At 45.9% G+C, this 21446-nt stretch carries 21 protein-coding genes; all 21 read right to left on the bottom strand.

Translation table 11 applies throughout. The annotated features are described in order from the left end of the window. Positions 1–60: 60 nt before the first annotated feature. A complete protein-coding gene (locus MKY95_RS12505) occupies positions 61–633 on the bottom strand; it encodes a phosphate propanoyltransferase (protein WP_017689107.1) in 573 nt (190 codons plus the stop codon). A gap of 193 nt (positions 634–826) precedes the next feature. Beyond that, positions 827–1828: a dipeptidase gene (locus MKY95_RS12500; protein ID WP_339198965.1), complete on the bottom strand. Its 1002-nt coding sequence runs from the start codon at positions 1826–1828 to the stop codon at positions 827–829. Between the two features lie 85 nt (positions 1829–1913). Next, the gene (locus MKY95_RS12495; protein ID WP_007430104.1) at positions 1914–2174 is read right to left on the bottom strand and encodes a stage V sporulation protein S; all 261 of its coding nucleotides are present in this window, start codon (positions 2172–2174) and stop codon (positions 1914–1916) included. Between the two features lie 117 nt (positions 2175–2291). After that, the gene (locus tag MKY95_RS12490) at positions 2292–3086 is read right to left on the bottom strand and encodes a TIGR00282 family metallophosphoesterase (protein ID WP_036609256.1); all 795 of its coding nucleotides are present in this window, start codon (positions 3084–3086) and stop codon (positions 2292–2294) included. Positions 3087–3239: 153 nt separating this feature from the next. Next, entirely contained in the window at positions 3240–4781 is a 1542-nt protein-coding gene (gene rny / locus MKY95_RS12485) for a ribonuclease Y (protein ID WP_036670418.1), read from the bottom strand. A 310-nt stretch (positions 4782–5091) separates the two neighbouring features. Further along, entirely contained in the window at positions 5092–5829 is a 738-nt protein-coding gene (locus MKY95_RS12480; RefSeq protein WP_036670417.1) for a regulatory protein RecX, read from the bottom strand. A gap of 282 nt (positions 5830–6111) precedes the next feature. Continuing rightward, on the bottom strand, positions 6112–7176 hold the full coding sequence (gene recA, locus MKY95_RS12475) for a recombinase RecA (RefSeq protein ID WP_036609261.1): 1065 nt from the start codon (positions 7174–7176) through the stop codon (positions 6112–6114). A gap of 242 nt (positions 7177–7418) precedes the next feature. Then, entirely contained in the window at positions 7419–8675 is a 1257-nt protein-coding gene (locus MKY95_RS12470; RefSeq protein WP_036670416.1) for a competence/damage-inducible protein A, read from the bottom strand. Between the two features lie 107 nt (positions 8676–8782). Beyond that, complete coding sequence (pgsA, locus tag MKY95_RS12465) at positions 8783–9370, bottom strand: CDP-diacylglycerol--glycerol-3-phosphate 3-phosphatidyltransferase (protein WP_017689114.1); 588 nt, start codon at positions 9368–9370, stop codon at positions 8783–8785. Between the two features lie 319 nt (positions 9371–9689). After that, positions 9690–10181 (bottom strand): YajQ family cyclic di-GMP-binding protein, encoded by a 492-nt coding sequence (locus tag MKY95_RS12460; RefSeq protein WP_036609266.1) that lies wholly within the window; start codon positions 10179–10181, stop codon positions 9690–9692. 155 nt (positions 10182–10336) lie between these two features. Further along, entirely contained in the window at positions 10337–10507 is a 171-nt protein-coding gene (locus tag MKY95_RS12455) for a hypothetical protein (protein ID WP_192273551.1), read from the bottom strand. A 67-nt stretch (positions 10508–10574) separates the two neighbouring features. Further along, complete coding sequence (locus MKY95_RS12450; protein WP_076326808.1) at positions 10575–11624, bottom strand: RodZ domain-containing protein; 1050 nt, start codon at positions 11622–11624, stop codon at positions 10575–10577. A 66-nt stretch (positions 11625–11690) separates the two neighbouring features. Beyond that, positions 11691–12458 (bottom strand): DUF3388 domain-containing protein, encoded by a 768-nt coding sequence (locus MKY95_RS12445; protein ID WP_036609270.1) that lies wholly within the window; start codon positions 12456–12458, stop codon positions 11691–11693. A gap of 197 nt (positions 12459–12655) precedes the next feature. Then, positions 12656–12919 carry a DUF3243 domain-containing protein gene (locus MKY95_RS12440; RefSeq protein WP_017689119.1) on the bottom strand — a complete coding sequence of 88 codons (264 nt, stop codon included), beginning with the start codon at positions 12917–12919 and terminating at the stop codon, positions 12656–12658. Between the two features lie 164 nt (positions 12920–13083). Further along, positions 13084–13854 carry a 3-oxoacyl-ACP reductase FabG gene (gene fabG, locus MKY95_RS12435; RefSeq protein ID WP_076326809.1) on the bottom strand — a complete coding sequence of 257 codons (771 nt, stop codon included), beginning with the start codon at positions 13852–13854 and terminating at the stop codon, positions 13084–13086. Between the two features lies 1 nt (position 13855). Continuing rightward, positions 13856–15136, bottom strand: a complete 1281-nt coding sequence (locus tag MKY95_RS12430) for a pitrilysin family protein (RefSeq protein ID WP_076326810.1) — start codon at positions 15134–15136, stop codon at positions 13856–13858. A 3-nt stretch (positions 15137–15139) separates the two neighbouring features. After that, the gene (locus MKY95_RS12425; protein WP_076326811.1) at positions 15140–16420 is read right to left on the bottom strand and encodes a pitrilysin family protein; all 1281 of its coding nucleotides are present in this window, start codon (positions 16418–16420) and stop codon (positions 15140–15142) included. A 126-nt stretch (positions 16421–16546) separates the two neighbouring features. Beyond that, on the bottom strand, positions 16547–17377 hold the full coding sequence (gene sleB / locus MKY95_RS12420) for a spore cortex-lytic enzyme (protein ID WP_076326812.1): 831 nt from the start codon (positions 17375–17377) through the stop codon (positions 16547–16549). A 195-nt stretch (positions 17378–17572) separates the two neighbouring features. Further along, positions 17573–20311 (bottom strand): DNA translocase FtsK, encoded by a 2739-nt coding sequence (locus MKY95_RS12415; RefSeq protein ID WP_339198956.1) that lies wholly within the window; start codon positions 20309–20311, stop codon positions 17573–17575. Between the two features lie 90 nt (positions 20312–20401). Next, positions 20402–20632 carry a YlzJ-like family protein gene (locus MKY95_RS12410; protein ID WP_339198953.1) on the bottom strand — a complete coding sequence of 77 codons (231 nt, stop codon included), beginning with the start codon at positions 20630–20632 and terminating at the stop codon, positions 20402–20404. Beyond that, a complete protein-coding gene (locus tag MKY95_RS12405) occupies positions 20629–21402 on the bottom strand; it encodes an ATP-dependent Clp protease proteolytic subunit (RefSeq protein ID WP_235193785.1) in 774 nt (257 codons plus the stop codon). The genes MKY95_RS12410 and MKY95_RS12405 overlap by 4 nt, the downstream gene beginning before the upstream one ends. Between the last annotated feature and the right edge of the window lie 44 nt (positions 21403–21446).

The raw sequence follows: 21446 nt of genomic DNA, 5'->3' as shown, positions 1-21446 counted from the left end.
TGCTCAGGTTTAACTGTTATTCAGACCGCCATAATTGGGGGCTGAGGCTATTACATGTAATTAATCGATGATTTCAGCAGTGTCGCCATTACGAGCGCCAGCAGCGTTAGCTTCATCTGTATCAATATGCATGTCCAGTGCAAAAGAATCGGATACACGAGCCAGTACATTTTCCAGTACCAGACCACGATCTCCACCCAGACGAACTTTCAACATTTGTTTGTCCTCGATACCCCATTTAGCAGCATCAGAAGTATGGAAGTGAATGTGACGAGCAGCAACGATAACACCTTTATCAATCGTTACTTCGCCAGCAGGACCTTTAATTGTGATTCCTGGTGTACCTTCAATGCTTCCAGATTCACGTACAGGTGCTTTAACACCAATCGCAAATGAATCTGTCATGGAGATCTCCAGTTGCGTTTCAGGACGAACAGGTCCAAGGATACGCACTTTATCAAACTGTCCTTTCGAACCAATTACCGCTACAGTTTCGTTAGCAGCGTATTGGCCAGGCTGGGACAGAGGTTTAAATTCAGTCAGTTCATAACCTTTACCAAACAAAATTTCAACGTGCTCTTGGGATACATGAATGTGACGGGCAGATACGCCCACAGGTACTGTTTTACTCATTGTAAATTCACTCCTTGTTTATCTATGGCCTGTACTCAGGCTCTTAACAATCCAATGGTATTATACCCCTTTTTGGAGTGAAATGAAAACGAACTGGTGAAAATTCATGAAATACACTTATTTCACCATCATTCCCCTCCTTTATTTGGAAAACAAGTTTCAATTCAACACATTCAAAGCACACACCAGTTCACTATTTCATGGAATTCCCCTTCATCTGCATCTTCGGATTGCTCTCTGGCAAGTGTTCCCCCAGATAACTCATCGCATTCCCCCACAACCAGCCGCGCACTAAATGTTCATCATAATGCTTGAGCAGGATTTCCGTCAGTCTCGGATAATGTCCTGAATGTTCAAGTCTCTGAATATACGTTGAAATTCCATCAAAATCAGACCCCATCATCACATGATGCTGCCCGCCGAGAGAACAAATCTCCTCAATATGAGGCAGCAGATCTTCTATACGTACCTCACCCTCCTGCTTGACAAACCAGGGTACAAACGTCAGTCCGATCCGCCCTTCCCGGGCAACAATAGCCTGAATCTGATCATCTTTCAGATTACGCACATGGGGACATACGCTATAACTGTTGGAGTGGGAGGCGATAAAAGGACGTTTGCTCAAGTCAGCCAGTTCCCAAAACCCTTTCTCTGTCAGATGTGACACGTCGAGCAGCATTCCGATTTCATTACACTGGCGCACCAGTTCCTTCCCCTTCTCGGTCAGACCTGCTCCACGCTTCTCCATTACTCCGTCAGCCGCCCAATTGGCATAATTCCACGTTAGTCCAATAATTCGAACGCCCATCTGATAACATAACTCCAGATAGAACAGGTTGCCCTCCAGGCCATCCACACCCTCCAGTGTGATTAATCCCCACGGCCCCCCTGTTTGCCCCACCTGAGCCACCTGTTCACGCCATAACAACGTCTGTGTGCCGCCAGGCCGCTCCTGACTTCTCTCCACACGTCTACGATAGATCTCCAACTGCCCCATCACATGTTCAAACTTGCCTCTGCCAAGTACTTCGGGTAAATAGATGGCGAACGCCTGCAACCCTACATTCCCCTCTTTCAAACGTTGCAAGTTCACATCCAGTTGTGGAGCATTTTCAAATGAAAGAGCAGGCTGCATCAAAATTTTGCTCAGTGCATCACAGTGAAAATCAGCTACACGCCAATCAGACATGGACATCTTAAACCCTCCTCCATATGTTATTGCAAAAAAACGCAAAAAAACCTGTCTACATCGTAAACAGGTTCAATGCATACTGCATGTATTATCTGGGCTCCACAATCAGCTTAATGGCCGTTCGGTCCTCGCCGTCGATCACAATGTCTGTAAAAGCTGGAATACAAATCAGGTCAACTCCGCTTGGTGCTACAAATCCCCGGGCTATCGCTACCGCTTTAATGGCTTGGTTCAGTGCTCCCGCTCCAATTGCCTGCAGTTCAGCATTTCCACGTTCACGAAGAACCCCTGCAAGAGCGCCGGCTACAGAATTAGGATTGGACTTTGCTGAAACTTTTAATACATCCATGGTAAGTACCTCCCTGGGAATGTTGAAAGTTTGTTTCCACTTACTAGATGTTATTCGCGGGAGGCAAAAAAATTCCTTCTTTTTAGACGGGTTTCCCTGCAAATTGGGACAATACCCCTATTCCATGCGCCACTCGTCCTCCGTCAGACGAATTTTTTCGATGCGTGTTGCCGCACCTGTGGCTTCATCAATTTCAACAAAAACACCATGGAAGTGCCATTTGCCATCATCTACAACGAAACGTACAGGTAGCTGGGTGTAGAACTTACGCAGCACGGCCTCACGCTCCATACCCAATATGCCGTCACGAGGTCCTACCATGCCCGCATCCGTCAAGTAAGCTGTTCCTCCAGGCAAAATCCGATCATCATTACTCTGTACATGCGTATGTGTACCTACAACGAGAGACGCACGTCCATCCAGATGCCATCCCATAGCAATCTTTTCTGACGTCGCTTCAGCATGCATATCGACCAAAATACATTTATGGTCTTGGCGTAGCTCATCTACAATTTCATCAGCTACACGGAATGGACAATCCAGAGCAGGCAGGAACGTTCTTCCTTGAAGATTGACAATCGCTAGCTCTTTCCCTTCGCCTTTGACAACCGTGTACCCTCGTCCTGGTGTGCCTGGTGGAAAGTTCGCTGGACGAATCATGCGGGGCTCATCATCTATAAAATCAAAAATATCCTTATTGTCCCAAGTATGATTACCAAGTGTAATACCATGTACACCCCAGTTGAAAAACTCATTCGCGATTGCACCGGTAATGCCGCGACCTGCTGCCGCATTTTCACCATTCACAATCACCACATGTGGCTTATACTTCGATTTCAGGTATGGTAAATTTTCCTTTAATGCCTTACGTCCCACGTTGCCTACAATGTCACCAATAAACAAAACTTTCATTGATTACTGCCTCCTCAATTCCTGCAAAGTCCTCTTATTCAAATGTTGAACCTTTGCAGGACTCTATCTCATGCTACATGATGTGTAGTTGCCTTTTAACAGGCTATCAACAGGAAAAGTGGCCCACTACTGCGGCCACTTTTCCGTAATGCTCTATTTTGCGTATTCAACCGCACGGGTTTCCCGGATGACGGTGACTTTGATGTGACCCGGATAGTCGAGTTCATTCTCAATCATCTTCGTGATGTCACGGGCTAAGCGGAAGGCTTCAGCATCATCGATCTTCTCAGGCTGTACCATAACGCGAACTTCGCGTCCGGCCTGAATGGCGTACGATTTCTCGACACCTTCGAAGGATTCTGAGATTTCTTCCAGCTTCTCCAGTCGTTTGATATACGTTTCCAGCGTTTCGCGGCGTGCGCCTGGTCTTGCTGCGGAGAGCGCATCTGCTGCGCCAACCAACATGGCAATGACCGAAGTCGCTTCGCAATCTCCGTGATGGGACGCGATACTGTTGATTACAACCGGATGTTCTTTGTATTTCTTCGCCAGTTCCACGCCAATTTCGACGTGTGATCCTTCCACTTCGTGATCCAGCGCTTTACCGATGTCATGCAATAGACCTGCACGTCTTGCCAGAGTTACGTCTTCTCCGAGTTCGCCAGCCATCAGTCCAGCCAGATAAGCGACTTCCATGGAATGTTTCAAGACGTTCTGACCGTAACTTGTACGGAACTTCAACCGGCCCAAAATTTTGATCAGATCCGGATGCAGACCATGCACGCCCACTTCAAAGGTAGCTTGCTCACCGTATTCACGGATGCGCTCATCCACTTCTTTGCGGGATTTCTCAACCATCTCTTCAATCCGTGCCGGGTGAATACGTCCATCAGCCACCAGTTTCTCCAGGGCAGTACGGGCGATCTCACGGCGAATCGGGTCAAAGCCCGACAGAATAACAGCTTCTGGCGTATCATCGATAATGAGGTCAATCCCTGTAAGGGTTTCAAGCGCACGGATGTTACGTCCTTCACGACCGATAATCCGGCCTTTCATTTCTTCATTTGGCAGGGTAACAACAGATACCGTTGTTTCCGCTACGTGGTCAGCCGCACAGCGTTGGATGGCGAGTGTAATAATCTCGCGGGACTTTTTGTCCGCTTCTTCCTTCGCTTGTTGTTCAATGTCCTTGATCATTTGAGCCGTCTCATGACGAACTTCCTGTTCTACGTTGGACAGTATGATACTGCGTGCGTCTTCCATGGTGAGGTTGGATATACGTTCCAACTCTGTCACCTGGTTTTTGTAAATCATTTCGATCTGCTGCTGAGTCTCATCAATTCGTTTCTCTTTGTTAGCCACTTGCTCTTCTTTACGTTCGAGTGATTCCAATTTTTTATCCAGCGACTCTTCTTTTTGCAACAATCGTCTTTCTTGTCGTTGAATTTCATTCCGACGTTCACGAGTGTCTTTTTCAGCTTCAGCGCGAATGCGATGGATTTCATCCTTCGCCTCCAGCACCGTTTCTTTCTTCAGTGCTTCTGCCTCTTTCTTCGCGTTCTCCACGATTTGTACGGCAGCTTGTTCCGCACTAGAGATTTTAGCCTCTGCAAGAGATTTGCGAATAAAATATCCTACTCCGAACCCAATGAATAGCGCGGCTGCAACGAGAGCGATCGTGATTGCAATTTCCATACTGTTCACCTCCTCGTTGGTTCCTCCAAGGCATTCCTTGGGTCAATTTGCAGTTTTCAAACCTTACATATGTTTGGGAATAACGAATACTCACGGCGATCCCCCGCCGATTTTCATTTCACATGTACATGTTTCCACGTACTATTCACTGTTTCCAGCGAACCCATAATTAAGAATGGTATAAATCTTAAGAAACCGAAACCGCTTTTTTGGAAGGAAAAAGGGTTGTCCATTTCTTACAGACTCATGTCCATTTTAGTATTTGACGAAAGAAATTGTCAAGAGAATGCAGTATAGAGACTCTAGTCTGCTAATCCCATAACAACGCTTCGTCATCTTCAGGGTCCCCAGCCTCATCTTCTTCAATTAAACAATTCACGACCTTGCGCACCATATCCATTGAAAAACCACGTCTCATTAGGAAGGGAAGCGTTTTATTTTTCTTCTCTTTGACGTCCCCTTTGACCTGATTCCATTTTTTGCGTCCGGCACTCAAGGCAGTCTCAAATTCCGCATCTGTACTGATCCCTTCTAGTGCCTCAACAATGAGATCATTGGCAATGCCCTTTTGACGCAGCTCTTGCCTTATCCACAGTTTTCCCTTCCGCTTGCCCTCCATACGCTGTCTTGTCCATTCCTTCGCAAATAGATCGTCATCCACCAGGTTCTCCCGCTCAAGCCGATCCAGCGCCTCTTCAATCAAAGGTGCAGCAAACTCCTTCTGACGAAGTTTCTGACTTAATTCATGGCGCGTACGTGGCTTATGCTCCAAAAAACGCAGAGACTGTGCATACGTCCGCTGTCGCTCATCAGCTAGAATGATATCTTCCAGATCCTTCTTCATAAACGTATTACCTTGAGTCATCCTGTATTTAATCATCACATCTTCAAGAACCGTAATGGAGTGGATGCCAAAAGTGATTCGATAACGAGCTTGCCTGCTCTTCGTTCGTTCTACACGTGTAATAATAAGTTCTTCGTTGTCCGGAAATTGGGATAGGCCGTCCTGTTCTGCTTCTTCATATAAATCCTCGTCATGTTGATCCATTCTGGTCTCCCCTTTCATAACATTTTCATTCTGACTACGCCAAGCACATCTTCACATAAGACAAAGAACACCAATAATACAAAAGACCGGGAACTCTGCCCGGCCTTTACTCCACAGTTAGCGTGCTAACAGCCCCTGTCCATTGGGACAGGGGCTGTTAGACAGCACGAGTACTCCCACTACAATCCATTATCCAGATTGATCCAAGCTCAATCAGATAAGTTTACGGAGTCCAGTGGGGAACACCCTCAGGGTCCTCCCTACAAGAGAGGTTTTGAGAGATTACTCGTTGATTTCAAACAATTCTTGTTCTTCTGCTGCTTCTTTTTGTTGCTCTTCACTAGTTGGCGCAGGAACTGCAGTAACCAAGTTACTGGCTACACGAATTTTTTGTTCAATGATGTCAGCAATATCTTTATGCTCTTTCATGAACTGCTTTGCGTTCTCACGGCCTTGTCCTAAACGCTCGCCTTCGTAGGAGTACCAAGCACCACTTTTATTAACGATGTCCAGCTCTGTACCAATGTCAATGATACTGCCTTCTCTCGAAATACCCTCGCCATACATGATATCCACTTCCGCTTGTTTAAACGGAGGTGCCACTTTGTTTTTCACAACTTTAATACGAGTACGGTTACCAATCATGTCATTGCCTGATTTGATACTCTCAATACGACGCACATCCAGACGTACTGTGGAATAAAACTTCAGAGCACGACCACCAGGTGTTGTTTCCGGGTTACCAAACATAACGCCGACTTTCTCACGAAGCTGGTTAATGAAGATTGCGATTGTTTTGGATTTGCTGATTGCACCAGACAGTTTACGCAGCGCCTGAGACATCAAACGCGCTTGCAAACCAACGTGTGAATCGCCCATTTCGCCTTCAATCTCTGCTTTTGGAACCAATGCGGCTACAGAGTCAATAACGACGATATCTACTGCACCACTGCGTACAAGAGCTTCTGCAATTTCCAGCCCTTGCTCACCCGTATCTGGCTGAGACAGAAGCAATTCATCAATATTAACACCAAGTTTGCTTGCGTACTGTGGGTCAAGAGCATGCTCGGCATCGATAAATGCAGCTTGTCCACCCGCTCTTTGTACTTCAGCGATAGCATGCAATGCTACGGTTGTTTTACCAGAGGATTCGGGTCCATATATTTCAACAATACGGCCTTTAGGCAAGCCGCCTGTTCCTAATGCAATATCCAAAGCCAAGGAACCACTGGGAATAATTTCCACATTCATATGAGTGGACTCACCCAGTTTCATGATGGATCCTTTACCAAATTGCTTCTCTATTTGACGGAGCGCCATATCAAGCGCGGCACGACGGTCTGACAATAAGCTCACACCCTTTACTGTTTATAAGATAATGATACCTTGTTTTAACACGTTTGCCAAGCTTTTTTTCGAACATACATTCGTTTTTTTGTGAAGGCCGAGGCGCCTCTTCCTCAAGGAAACTTTCCATTAAACAGAAAAAAGAACCGTAAACAAGGCTGTAAAGCCTAATTCTACGGTTCTTCCGTCTTCCTTAATTATACTTGCTTGGAACTGTAAATGCAATCGAAGCTATTAACTAATCAATCCATCGCCACAAGTTTTTGCCATAAGCGATAGAGAATAGCTTTGGCTGAACGAATGCGAACCGTCTCGCGATTACCATTAATACGCAACTCATGAATTTCCGTCTCTTTTCCACGTTCAGCAAGAGCGATGAAGACAAGTCCGGGTGGTTTGCGTTCCGAATATCCCGGTCCAGCTACACCGGTAACAGCCAAGCCAAAATCAGCATCGCCAATCATGCGGATCTGCTCAGCAAGCACTTTTGCAACCTCAGGGCTTACCGCCCCAGGTGCATCTTCACCCTCCAGATAATCATGAGGCACATTCAGCAGCTTTTCTTTAATTTCATTGGAGTAACAAACAATTCCACCTTTGAGCATTGATGCACTTCCGGGTACAGAGGTCAGACTTTGCATGACAAGCCCTCCTGTACAGCTCTCAGCAGCGCTGAGTGTCAGCCCCATGTCAGACATCATGGTTACAATCGTGTACTCTATAGGCACATCCTCGTTCGCGTAGAGATGTTCTGTCAAACGTTCCCGAATCTGAACCTCCATCGCATCCAGCTTCAGCTTCGCCTCTCCCTCACTCGCAGCCTTTGTGGAGACACGTACCGTAACTTCGCCTTCGCTCGCGTAAGGAGCAATCGTAGGGTCTGTCTGCGCGTCAATCAGATCCAGAAGTCGATCTTCCAGAGCAGATTCACCAATACCTGCGAATTTGAGCATTCGGGAATAGATCGGCATCTCTTCTGTGAGTACATGCTGGAACAGCCAAGGTTTGACTTCCTGTTCAAACATTGGAATCAACTCTTTAGGTGGTCCAGGCATCACAACATAATATTTGTCATTGTCAGAAATCGCATTTCCTGCCGCAAGGCCCGTTTCATTGGCCAGAGGTGTTCCGCCATCAATAACGATCGCCTGACGTCTGTTATTCTCTGTCATATCCACATTACGATCTCTGAAAAAGCTCTCAATTTTGTCCATTGCCATTCGATCTGTATGCAGTTTCCGGTTAAGAACAGCTGCGAGCGCATCCTTGGTCAGATCATCTTGGGTAGGTCCGATGCCACCGGAAAATAAAATAACGTCTGCACGGCTCTGCGCAATGCGAATAGCTTCACTAAGTCGGTTCAGGTTATCCCCAACCACCGTTTGGAAATATACATCGATCCCCATCGCAGCCAATTCACGGGATAGGTATCTGGCATTGGTATTGACGATTTGTCCAAGCAGTAGCTCTGTGCCAACTGCAATGATTTCTGCCTTCATTGAGCATCCTCCTGTACACGTGGTGAGTGATCAAAGGGCAATAGGATAATTTCCTATTGCCCCTGACCCAATGCTTCCTTCATGATTACCCATTTAAGAACAAACCATTATGCTTTTGTTAAATGAAGCAAATTTTTGTTTTTGATAAAGTAATCGATACCCGACCAGATAGTAATAAGCGCTGCTGCCCATACCGCGATAATATCGACGTGAATACCCGTGTATGAAAACGGGAAATTGTTCAACAGCAACAGCACAATCGCCACAATCTGCACTACAGTCTTCAGCTTGCCCCAAGCACTAGCGGCAACAACCGAACCATCCAGCAATGCAATTTGACGCAAGCCGGTAACTGCGAATTCACGACTAATAATCACAACTGCAATCCAGGAATCCAGCTTGCCCATCTCCACAAGCGAGATCAAAACTGCAGTAACCAGCAACTTGTCTGCGAGTGGATCGAGCAGTTTCCCCAGATTGGTAACCATGTTATTTTTCCGCGCAAGGTATCCGTCAATTCCATCTGTGCTTGCGGCGATGATAAAAATAACAGCAGCAATCAGTTGATTATACGGAAGCGACAAGCTTCCAAGCTGCAACGGCTCTGGATAAAATGGAAAATCCACGAGCAGGAACACCATCAAAAAAGGGATTAAGCAAATTCGTGCAAGCGTAATCCGGTTGGGTAAATTCACAAGACGCCCTCCCTCATATCCTCCATTACTCCAAACAATCATCATAATCCCGTTATCATCATCCGGAACATGAAATGTACAGTTTCAATGTCAATCCATATTAACATGATCCCACTATGTAGAAACGCAAAAAATAAAGTCAACCGCTCAAAAGCAAAACGCTTTAAACGTTCCGGTGACTTCCAGAAGATGTACTGCTTTTCACAAAGTCAGCAAACGATGAGGACTGGACTTGATGCTTGACTGCCAGCAATGCACACTTAGTATAATATACGCCCAATACCGTGTCAAAAAACACTTTTGCTACAAAAAGGCCTTATTACTTGAAATTTGTATATTGCAAATCCAGAGGCAGGTTAGCACCATTTAGCAGCTGCATGACAGCTTGCAAATCATTTTTACTCTTACCAGTTACCCGAAGTTGATCTCCCTGAATCTGACTCTTCACCTTCATCTTGGAGTCCCGAATCAGGATATTGATTTTCTTGGCGATGTCCTGATCAATCCCCTGTTTAAAATTCAAACGCTGGCGGACTGTACCAGAAGACGCTGGCTCTACCTTTGCGTAATCAATGTTTTTCAATGGTAGACCACGCTTCGCCATTTTGGATTGCAGCACTTCAATGACAGCCTTGAGTTTGGTCTCATCATCAGATACGATCGTTAACGCATCCTTATCCAGTTTCAGGCTGCTCTTGCTGCCCTTGAAGTCATAACGAGCGCCAATTTCTTTCTCGGTTTGTGTAACGGCATTTGTCAGTTCTTGCAAGTCCATTTTGGACACGATATCAAATGAATTTTCTGAGCTCAAACCAGTCACCCTTTCAGTTAATCGTATGTTCTGTAACATTATAGAGGATACCTTAAGCAAAAGTCTAATTTCAAGCTGTTTTACACAAAGAAAAAAGCATTTTTGGCTTCCACTTCAAGTGGCTGCCAAAAATGCTCGCTGGTTTAGCTTCCAACCTAATAGCGGCTGCGGTTGGGCTGTCTGAACATATCGAGCACACCCAAAAGTATATGTGCAAGTCCAAAACCCAATATTCCGTAACCCCAAGCACTTGGAGTCAGGTAATAACCCAGGAGGCTGACAATGATCCCTAAACCTGTTACGATCCAGCTGACTGTCACAGCCATCCACCTCACTTCACCAAAAGTTAACTGCAAGTTAAGACACGATTATTGTCTCCTGCAGTTGACCCGGTTATTCGCTACCCGTGGTACCCCCTGTACCGTCCGTTGATCCATTTTCAACACCTGTGGAAGAAGTAGTGTCACTACTATCTTCACCAAGCTTCAAACGGATCCGATTGGTCGCCTTGCCATCCGTTACAACCTGCCCGCCAACCTCAATCGTGGTCGCTGCAGCGTAACCAGACTTAATATACATACCTACACTATCCAACTCAAAGGTATAGCTGTCACCTTCGGCTGTGTTACCATACTCCAACTTCTCTCCACTGGAGTTTTCGCCTTTATACACTTCCAGCCAGCTATGACCTGTTGCTTTGATCGTAACCGTTACAGGTTGCCCTGCACTACCGTTAACTTTAAAGTTCGTAATATTCCCTGATTTCCCATCTTCTGCAACAGTCACATTAGACGGTGAATTGTCAGTTGGTTTTTCCTCAGTTTCATCCGTCTGTCCGTCCGTTTGGCCATCAGTTTGACCGTCCGTCTGTCCTTCAGTGTCTGTACCGCCACCGTTACCGCCAGCGTCGCCCTCACCAGTACCGTCAGTACCTGAGTCTGTCGCAGGCGGATTAGATGCCTGTCCGTTGTCGGCAGGTGGATCCGGTTTATCCTCAGGCTGTTGTTGACTGTCTGTAATTTTGACCTGATCAAGACCCGGATTATCTGATTCATCACCATTGTTATACACCACGTATACATACAACAGTACTACGATCAAAACAGGGAATGTCCACATCAACGCGACAGACATCCACCGATTACTACGCTCAACCGGACGGCTGGAACGCTTCTGAATAACCGGTTCCATCGTTGCTTCCGTCTCTTCTTCGGGTACGTCTTTTTTGTGTCCCTCCAGCAGCTCATCAGGGTTCAGTCCCACGGTCTCCGCATAGGTTTTGATGAAAGCACGCACATAGAAGCTACCCGGCAGCACTTTATAGTCTCCTGCTTCTATGGCCTCCAGATACCTCTTGCGAATTTTTGTCATTTCCTGTACATCGTCAAGACTCATCCCTTTTTGCAGCCGGGCCTCCCTTAACTGCTGACCCAGTTCAGACATGCCATCTCCTCCTTATGTTTATCTCTTGAGTTGTTGCTAATCTATTCCATGATTCCGTACGGTTCCTTACAATTCATCGGTGTAGCTAGCCGTAAACGTATCATAAATAATCTCTTCATTGGGAATGTTACGCAATTCAATAATAATATCAAAATCATTAAAATCATATTCGGATTCCTGTACAAAAATATCCGGATGTTCAATAACTTTGGTGCTAGGCATGGACATAATATCCTGCAACAGGTTGTAATGCCGCTCACTGGAACGAATCGTACTTACAATTCCGTCAATGATGAAGACATTGTTTGGGTTCAATTCGTCTTCGGACATTTGACTCCTTATCGTCTGACGAAGAAGTGTGGAGGAAACAAACGTCCATCGCTTCATTGCACATACGCTGCCCGCAATAATAGACTCCGTTTTGCCAACACGAGGCATTCCGCGCAAACCGATGACCTGATTGCCTTCCCTCTTAAATACTTCACCCAAAAAGTCCACAAGTAACCCAAGTTCATCTCGTGTGAAACGAAATGTCTTGCGATCATCCGAGTCACGGTCAATGTATCTGCCATGACGTACGGCCAAAATATCCACCAATTTAGGTTGCCGCAAAGCCGATACGGTGATGCTGTTTACTTTGCCAAGCATTTCACCAAGCAAACGGATTTTTTCATCATCATCCGATTCAAGCAACATGCCTCGAGTTTTGCCTTCAACACCGTTAATGGTCAATATATTCACTTCAAGCATCCCCAGCATAGAGGCAATATCGCCTAACAAACCGGGTCTGTTCTTATGTATTTTATATTCCATGTACCATTGTTTAGATTCCATTTCAACACCCCGTAATGCATTATTCCCCATTATTCGACAGCAACAGAACATATCCACTGGACAACAATCTGAGACATCTTCTAAAAATGGGTCACGTTAATGATATATAAAATGAAAATGAATTACAAGAACAGCTCTGTAATCCGTTTGTAATCATTAGAGAAAAGCCCCCTTGCGGGAGCTCTTCATCTGTAATCTTATGCGTTTTGTTTGGCCAATTTGACCATCAGGCACGCAATCGTACGACGCTCATCAGCATCGCCGACATCCCATAACTCTTTCAATGCCCGGTTGGAATGGTTCGCCGGATCGACTTTCTCATCAAGGAAGTCGCCGATTTCATACGCAAGTTTGTTGATGGTTTCTTCACTCATCCCCATCTTCTCTGCTTGCAGTACGCGGTCACCCAGGAACTTCTTCCATGTGTCAAAACTGGAGAGCACTGTTTTTTCTGTTGACATGATAAATCCTCCTTAGATGACGCATGAGATTTAAAATCAACAGTTGTAATATGTGCTTTCGAGGCATTTTATATACGAGCATTTTGAAAATAATCCGGAAGACGACTGCTTCTCAGCAACCTTCACCTGGTTCGTTCACAGCCAGTCAAGTTTTCTTGCTTTTTTTACGTTAACCAACCGCCATTTGGACTGATGATCTGCCCATTGATATAACCCGATTCAGGGAGAGCCAAAAAATAAACCAATGATGAGATTTCATCAGGTTGAGCAAGTCTTCCTGCCGGAATTTCCTCTTCCAGCATCTTCAGTTCACTCTGATCCAGATGGTTCAGCATGGATGTCTGAACGGCACCAGGAGCAACGGCATTTACGGTTACTCCGGAAGGTGCGAGTTCTTTCGCAAGCGCTTTGGTGAATGCATTCACCCCACCTTTGGTTGTGGAATACAGCACCTCACAAGAAGCACCAGACAGTCCCCAGATCGACGATACATTAATGATCCGTCCGTACCTTTGGGAGATCATGTGAGGCATCATTTCCTGTGTACACATAAACGTGCCTTTGAGGTTAATCGCCATCACTTCATCCCAGATCTCCTCTGTAACATCAGCCAACATCCCATAGTGCGAGATTCCTGCATTGTTCACAAGGATATCTGGCATGAGATTGTGCGACTCCAGCTTCTCACGCATACGCTCAATCTGTTCCCGGCTGCGAAGATCCGCAGACACGGTCATGATTTTTCCGCTGCCTTGTTCCATGCACCGTCTGGCGGCTTCATTCGCTGCTTCATGCGATTTCATATAGTGTATAACAACATTCATTCCCACTCTGGCAAAGCGTTCTGCGATAGCCGCTCCGATGCCACCGCTTGCGCCAGTTACCAGTACAGTCATTTCCCCGATTGCCTTCAATTGTCCCGTTCCCCTCTCCATATCAAGGACTCACGACTAGCGATACAGCCAGATGATCCCACCGAATATGCTCTCTCAGTCTGAGATTTACATCTTCCAGTGTAATCGATTCATAGAGCGGCAGCATATTGAAAAAATCACCGCCACGGAATTGCTGACGTGTAAATTCATGCGCAATGTTCTCCGGAGAATTGAGCATACGCAAATATCCGCCTATTTTCTTTTTGCGTGCACGTTCAAAATCCGTGGAATCGAACCCTTTTTCTACAATGGCATCCACTTCTTCACGTATACGCGCGAGCAGTTGATCCGGGTCTTTTGTATCACCACCAATGGCTGAAAACGCATATTGCGGCGAACTGTTATACTCATGTCCAAAGCTGTCCGAGATCAGATCTTCATCGTAGAGCTTCTGAAATAATCGTGTGCTTGAGCCAAACAAAAGATCCATCATCAGCTGCGTTGTCATATCTCGCCGTAACAATTGTTCCCCCGTGAGTCCAACGTCCGTCTCCTTGAATCCAAACAGACATTTGGGCAGTGAAACAGCCAGTTTCGCTTCCCGTCTGGCTTCTCCTACCTGCTCAGGCTCAGGTTCAAAGAAACGTTGAATGCTCCCCTGTGGCTTATAGTCCTTCTGCTCCTGGTTCGATCGAACCATATCAATGACTTCTTGTGGATCTACACCACCCACCACAAACAAGAGCATATTACTCGGGTGATAGAAGGTGTTATAACACTCATATAACATCTCTTTGGTAATCGTACGGATGGATTCCACCGTTCCTGCAATATCGATATGCACCGGATGTTTCTGATACATGGCTTCGATCAATCCAAAATAAACACGCCAATCCGGATTATCAGCATACATGTCAATTTCCTGTCCAATAATGCCTTTTTCCTTTTCCACATTTTGATCCGTGAAGTAAGGATTTTGCACAAAGTGGACTAATGTTTGTATATTTTCATTCACATATTCAGTCGCTGAAAACAAATAAACCGTCTGATCAAAGCTCGTAAACGCATTAGCTGAGGCACCGTGAGACGCAAATGTTGCAAAAATATCGCCTGTTGGTTCTTCAAACATTTTATGCTCCAGGAAATGAGCAATCCCATCCGGGACCTTCACTTCTTCCTGCCCCTCAACCTGAAAATGATTATCCACCGATCCATACTTGGTTGCAAACGTAGCATACGTTTTCTGGAACCCCGGTTTAGGCAAAATATAGACATGCAGTCCGTTATCCATTACTTCGTAATATAGTGTCTCCTGCAAATGCTCATACCGAATGCTCTCCACCGATTATTCCTCCTTCTCATCCCGCAAGAAATAAATCGTATCCAGACGGAATTGTTCTGCCGCCTCACGTACATCTTCCTTGCTAATATGTTCTACCTGAGCCAAAAGTTCTTCAGCCGTTCTCTCTTTGCCAGACAACTGTCGATTGAAGTCATAAGCGATCATCTCAAAAGCAGAATCCTGCATTTCCTTGAGCAGGTTACGGATCATTGCTTTGGTCTGAGACATTTCCAGATCACTGATTGTACCGCTTTTCATTTCTTCCAGCTGCTGCTTGATGATGGTGACAGCCTTCTCATAATTAGGGATTTCAATCCCGGATTGAATCGTTGCAATGCCCTTATGTCCGTCATATCGCGAAGACGCGTAATACGCCAGGCTTTCTTTTTCACGAACATTGACAAACAGTTTGGAATGAGGATAACCACCGAGAATCCCGTTGTACATTAGTGCTGCGGCATACTGAGGATCTCCATAAGTGATAGATGTACGGAGTCCCATATTGAGTTTTCCCTGACTCACATTCAGTCGCTCAACAACGGTCTCCACTTCCTTATTTCCTCGAACCGCTGCCTGTGTCTGGTAATCAGAGGAGGACGTTCGATCTACATTGAAATGACGCTGAACAAGGTTCTCGACCTCCTCCAGTGTCGTATCCCCTACCACGTACAGATCCATACTCGCCTGCTGCAGCCACTCCTGATAAGACGCAGTCAGTGTGTCGGGCTCAATCCCAGGCAGATCCTTTCGCTCACCCAATGGATGAAGACGGTATGGCTCGTTCTTGCACATTTCCTCGATACTGCGTTCAGCCGCATAGCGCATTTTATCATTCACGATGGACTCCAGCTTTTTCCGAACAGTCTCTCGCTCTGCTTGTACATAAGACGTCCTGAAATGTCCATTCTCCTGTGCAGGTCGTGTAAGAACCTCTCCTAGGAAGGCAAATGAACGATCCAGCAACTGCTCATCCCCTCCAACAAAGGAATCATTAATGGTATCCATTCGGAACTGTACAATCTGGTAATCCCCGCGTTTATAGACGTCAAAACCAAAACCTGCTCCATACAGATGCTCCAGTTGCTCACGAAATTGCGTTGTTTCCGGATAGGACTCCGTGCCGCGTCGCAGAACAAAAGGTGTCAGCGCTACTTTGGTTACTGTATCTTCTCGTAAGGGAACTCCTGCATATAACGATATAGCAAACGTTTTAAAACGTTTAGTCGGAAGCACATGTATACGAAACTCTCTCTTGCTACCTCGTTCGAATCCTGATGTATTCAAATGTCAAAACCCCTTTACGGCGTCATTTATCATGCAATCGTATTAAGCTAAACGTAACAACCATTTTAACCCATTCAAAAGGCAAGAAGCAACCGAAGTCACGCCTTCTGGTTGCTTCCAACATCATCACATACAAAAGATATGCTGTCCGATTGTTTTCACTTGTGGGCGGGTCCAGATCCATTTGGATGTTGCTGTTTTCGGGTTAAAATAATAGAGACATCCACCGGACGGATCCCATCCATTCAGGGCCTGCTCAACTGCCTTTTTGGCTTGTGCGTTCGGTTCCAGATAGATCTGTCCGTCTGCTACAGCCGTAAATGCACCTGGCTGAAAGATCACGCCAGAAGGCGTATTTGGAAAGCTTGGTGATTTCACGCGATTCATAATTACTGCCGCTACTGCGACTTGACCTTCAAACGGTTCCCCTCGGGCCTCACCATATACTGCGTTAGCCATAATTTTGAGTTCATTCTCCGAGAGACCGAGTGCATTGGCAGATCCCATATTATCTTGCTCTTTATCTGCCGTATTGTTACTACTATCACTTCCACCTGAAGTTTTTTCCTTGTGCAATGGCGTTTCCGTTGGCGACCATTTGGTTGAAGCATTATACAATTTCAGTTTGGTTTCAGCTCCAACGACACCATCGGCTTTCATACCAAATTCGGATTGAAACCATTTGACGGATTTCAGCGTGCTGTTGCCAAAATTGCTATCGATTTTACCTTTGTAAAATCCCAAATACTTGAGCCGGCCTTGAAGCTCATACACATCCTGACCGTAACTTCCATATTTCACAGCGTTGCTGCTGAAAGTAGGCAAGGCTTTCTCTTCAACTTGTGGTGTGTTTTGATTCGAACTTTCGGTTGCTGCATTCTCAGGAAGCAAATAGCGGATTCCCAATGCGGACATCAGCAAAATAGCAGTGAAAAGCCATATGTTCATTTTTCGCATCGACTGTGCTCTACCTTTCTCTTGTGGGATTAACAGAATCGCTAAGGTTATTATGACAAGCCTGCTTGCTTCCTATGCACCAAATCATCCGATCATTGGACATCATGGTAAAACTTCAGTCAAATTGTATGAAAAAAGCCCCCAACCATTAAGGTTGAGGGCTCGAATCGCCTGAATATTCATGTGCATTACAAGCTACGAGCTTATTTTGTTTTGTTGGTACTCTTCAAGCGAGACCAACACTTCCCGTGGTTTGCTACCCTCGTAAGGACCAATCACGCCCCGGGATTCCATGGAGTCAATCAAACGTGCAGCACGGGTGTATCCTACTCGCATTCGACGTTGTAGCAGAGAAACAGACGCTTGCTTGGCCTCCAGAATAATCTGTACTGCCTTTTCGTATAACTCGTCCTGTACTTCATCTTCAGCCTGGATAGAGTCGTCCACCTCAGGTACAAGGGACTCATCATACTGTGCTTCACCTTGACCACGTACATAATTAACAATATTTTCCACTTCTTCATCACTCATAAAAGCACCTTGTACACGAACCGGTTTTGATGCGCCCATTGGCATGAATAACATGTCTCCGCGACCCAACAGTTTCTCAGCCCCCCCCATATCCAGAATGGTTCGAGAATCCACCTGTGAGGATACACCGAAGGCGATACGAGAAGGTATGTTGGCTTTGATTACGCCAGTAATAACATCCACAGAAGGCCGCTGTGTAGCAATAATCAGATGGATACCGGCTGCACGAGCCATCTGGGCAAGCCGAGCAATCGCATCTTCAACATCTCCGGCAGCAACCATCATGAGATCTGCAAGCTCATCCACAATGACAACGATATAAGGCAGAACAGCCGCAGGATTATCTTTCATCAGATTATTGTAACCCTCGACGTTACGCGTGCCTGATTTGGAGAACAGTTCATATCGTTTCTCCATCTCAACCACGATCTTTTTGAGAGCAAGTGACGCTCTCTTAGGATCAGTTACTACCGGTGCCAGCAAATGGGGAATCCCGTTATATACGTTCAACTCAACCATCTTGGGATCGACCATCAGGAACTTCACTTCATCCGGCTTGGCTTTGTACAATATGCTGGTAATAATTCCGTTAATACACACCGACTTACCAGAACCTGTAGCACCCGCAACCAACAAATGGGGCATACGAGCCAAGTTACCAATAATCGTCTGTCCCGAGATATCTCGGCCAAATGCAATGGTCACTTTGGATTCTGCATCCTGGAACGTTGCTGTCTCCATTACTTCCCGCATCGTTACAACCGATACTTCACCATTAGGTACTTCAATACCAATCGCAGACTTTCCGGGAATCGGTGCTTCCATCCGAATATCTTTTGCCGCCAGAGCCAACGCGATATCATCAGTTAGGCTGACAATTCTGCTGACCTTAACACCAATATCAGGCTGAATTTCATACCTTGTAACGGCAGGGCCCCGGACCACTTCAAGCACTTTGGCGCGAACACCGAAACTCTCCAGTGTAGCTTCCAGCTTGCGTGCTGTCTGCATATAATCCTTCTGGTCACCCGCCTTGCCCCCATTGTTTGGCTTGGCAAGGAGACGGAATGATGGTAGCTTGTACGGCTTAGGAGGTGGCGGTGGTGGTTTCACCGGTTGTGTGTCCTGCCCTTCAGGAGTTGGAGTATCTGTTCCCTGCATTGCATCATTAGGTACTTCTTCTCCACTCTGAATCTCATCCACAGCATTCATCCCGTTTGTACCCGCATCGGATGCAGACCACTCCGTCTCTACCAGTTCATCCGTTATTTTAATGGCATGCTCGCCCTGTTGTACTACATTTGGATCGGCCAGATTATCCGGGAAAGGATAAGCATCGTCCAGATCATCTTCAATGCTTGCCTCTTCTGTTCTGACGTGCTCGAAAAAGTCTCGAATGATCGGCGCTGAGTTAGGTTTAGCCTGAACAGGAACACGTGATGAAGCTGATTTGTTCGCTACGTCTTCGGTTGCATCCTGCCACGCCTCTAGATTGTGATCTTGTTCGGCGCGGTATAAAATCTGTTCTGTTTCTGCCGAATCGACCTCATCCATTTCACGTCCTGATGTCGCCTGTTCCCGTTTAGCTCCCCATTTTCCGAAAAGTTGGAAGAATATGGGCGAGTTTCGTTTTGGCAGATGCTGTTCCTCTAATTCATCCTCATACTCGTCTTCGTCATCTTCAACAGGAACAGGCACCACTTTACGAGCGTTACCTTTCTTCCTTCCATCAGATGCTGAAGCAGAACGTGCAGACGGTCTCGACTCCAGCTTTTTGTACATCGAACTCCCGGCATCCCAAATCTTGGTTCGGAATATTCGAATCAAATCCACATAAGATAGACTCGTAATCAGCATAAAACTGATGATAAACATGACAATCATGATGAGTCTCGCCCCAAGGCTGCCGAACAGCCACAAGAAAAGAGCAAATTGCCCAGCTCCGAGATAACCACCGCTGATGTCCTTGTTAAGCATGGAGTCCCTCTCACCTGGCGCAGCAGGGGTTAGCAACTCGGTTTGCATATCATTATGTACCTGCGTAATCACAGCACCAGGCTCAAGCGCACCAACCGGAATGAGCTTCTGGTGCATTGCAGAGACAGTACTCATCAAGGTTAAGGCAAAGACCAGCAAAACAAGTCCTGTTTTGCGTGTGGTCCAACCACTCGGCCATTTCCGGTGAATCATCACCATGAGACCATAATAAATACCAACAAGTGGAATCGCAAAATAAAACTTACCAAGCATCAGTCCGAACATCTTGGAAAGCGAACGTCCAACGGTGGCTTCACCCGATAATGCTATGACAGCAAGGGTAATAAGCACAATCCCGTAAATTTCATATTTTAAAACGCCACTAAAACCAGCGCCCTTTTTTTTCCTTTTTTTTCTTCTGGCCAAAATCAGGTCACCCCCAGAAGAATATTATACCATACAAATATAATCCGTACATATGTTCTTTTTCTGCTCAATTTGTCTGAATTCGTCGCGTTATGCTGATCCCAAGTTACCCGAAAGCGGAACGGTCGAACCGGGCATATTAGCAGGATTGAGATAGGCTTCAAGTGGACAATCCAGCAAACGTACGATAACGGCTTCATTGTCATTAACAGGTCTCACCTGCATTAACAAACCATTCATTTTGATCTCCTTTGTATCTTCGCCCTCTTTCCACATTCCCGACCAGAGTTGTTCCGGGGGCATCACTGTATATAATGTCATTGGGTATAACCTCCCGCTTGCAGAGTCTGTCTCTTGTCTCCTATGAGCTGATTTAACTGAGCAATAGCCTGTCCAATCCCGCCCACTGCATCCATTAATCCATGTTTCACTGCATCTGCGCTTCCTACAGCTGTACCAATATCCCGATTCAACTCACCGGTCTTAAACATCAGTTCTTTGAACATCTCTTCAGAGATATTCGAATGCGAAGTCACGAACCGAACAACCCGCTCCTGCATTTTCTCCATATACTCAAACGTTTGAGGTACACCAATGACAAGGCCGTTCATCCGAATCGGATGGATCGTCATCGTTGCACTTCCCGCAATCAGGGAATATGTTGAAGCTACAGCAATCGGTACTCCAATGCTATGCCCACCTCCAATGACCACAGTCACCGTAGGTTTGCTTAGGGAAGCAATCATCTCTGCAATGGCTAGACCCGCCTCTACATCCCCACCTACCGTGTTCAAAATGATCAGTATACCTTCAATACGCTGATTTTGTTCTGCAGCCACCAGCTGTGGAATGATATGCTCATACTTTGTTGTTTTATTTTGTGGCGGCAAAATCAAATGCCCTTCGACCTGTCCAATAATGGTCATACAGAAAATATTCGACTCACCTGCAGGCGACTGTGTCTGCCCAAATTGCTGAATAGTCTCTGTCACGGGAGAGATGGCCTTTTCCTCCTGAATCGGAATTTCCGGCGCTTCAACTTCCGGTTGATTGGATCTTGACGCCTGCTTGTCATTCATACGTTCATTCATTTCAATAATCCCCTTCTCCAGAAACATTTAATGTATTTCCTTAG

The organism is Paenibacillus sp. FSL P4-0176, assembly GCF_037975265.1.
Classification (GTDB): Bacteria; Bacillota; Bacilli; order Paenibacillales; family Paenibacillaceae; genus Paenibacillus; species Paenibacillus amylolyticus.
This window is presented reverse-complemented; position numbering and strand designations above follow the sequence as displayed.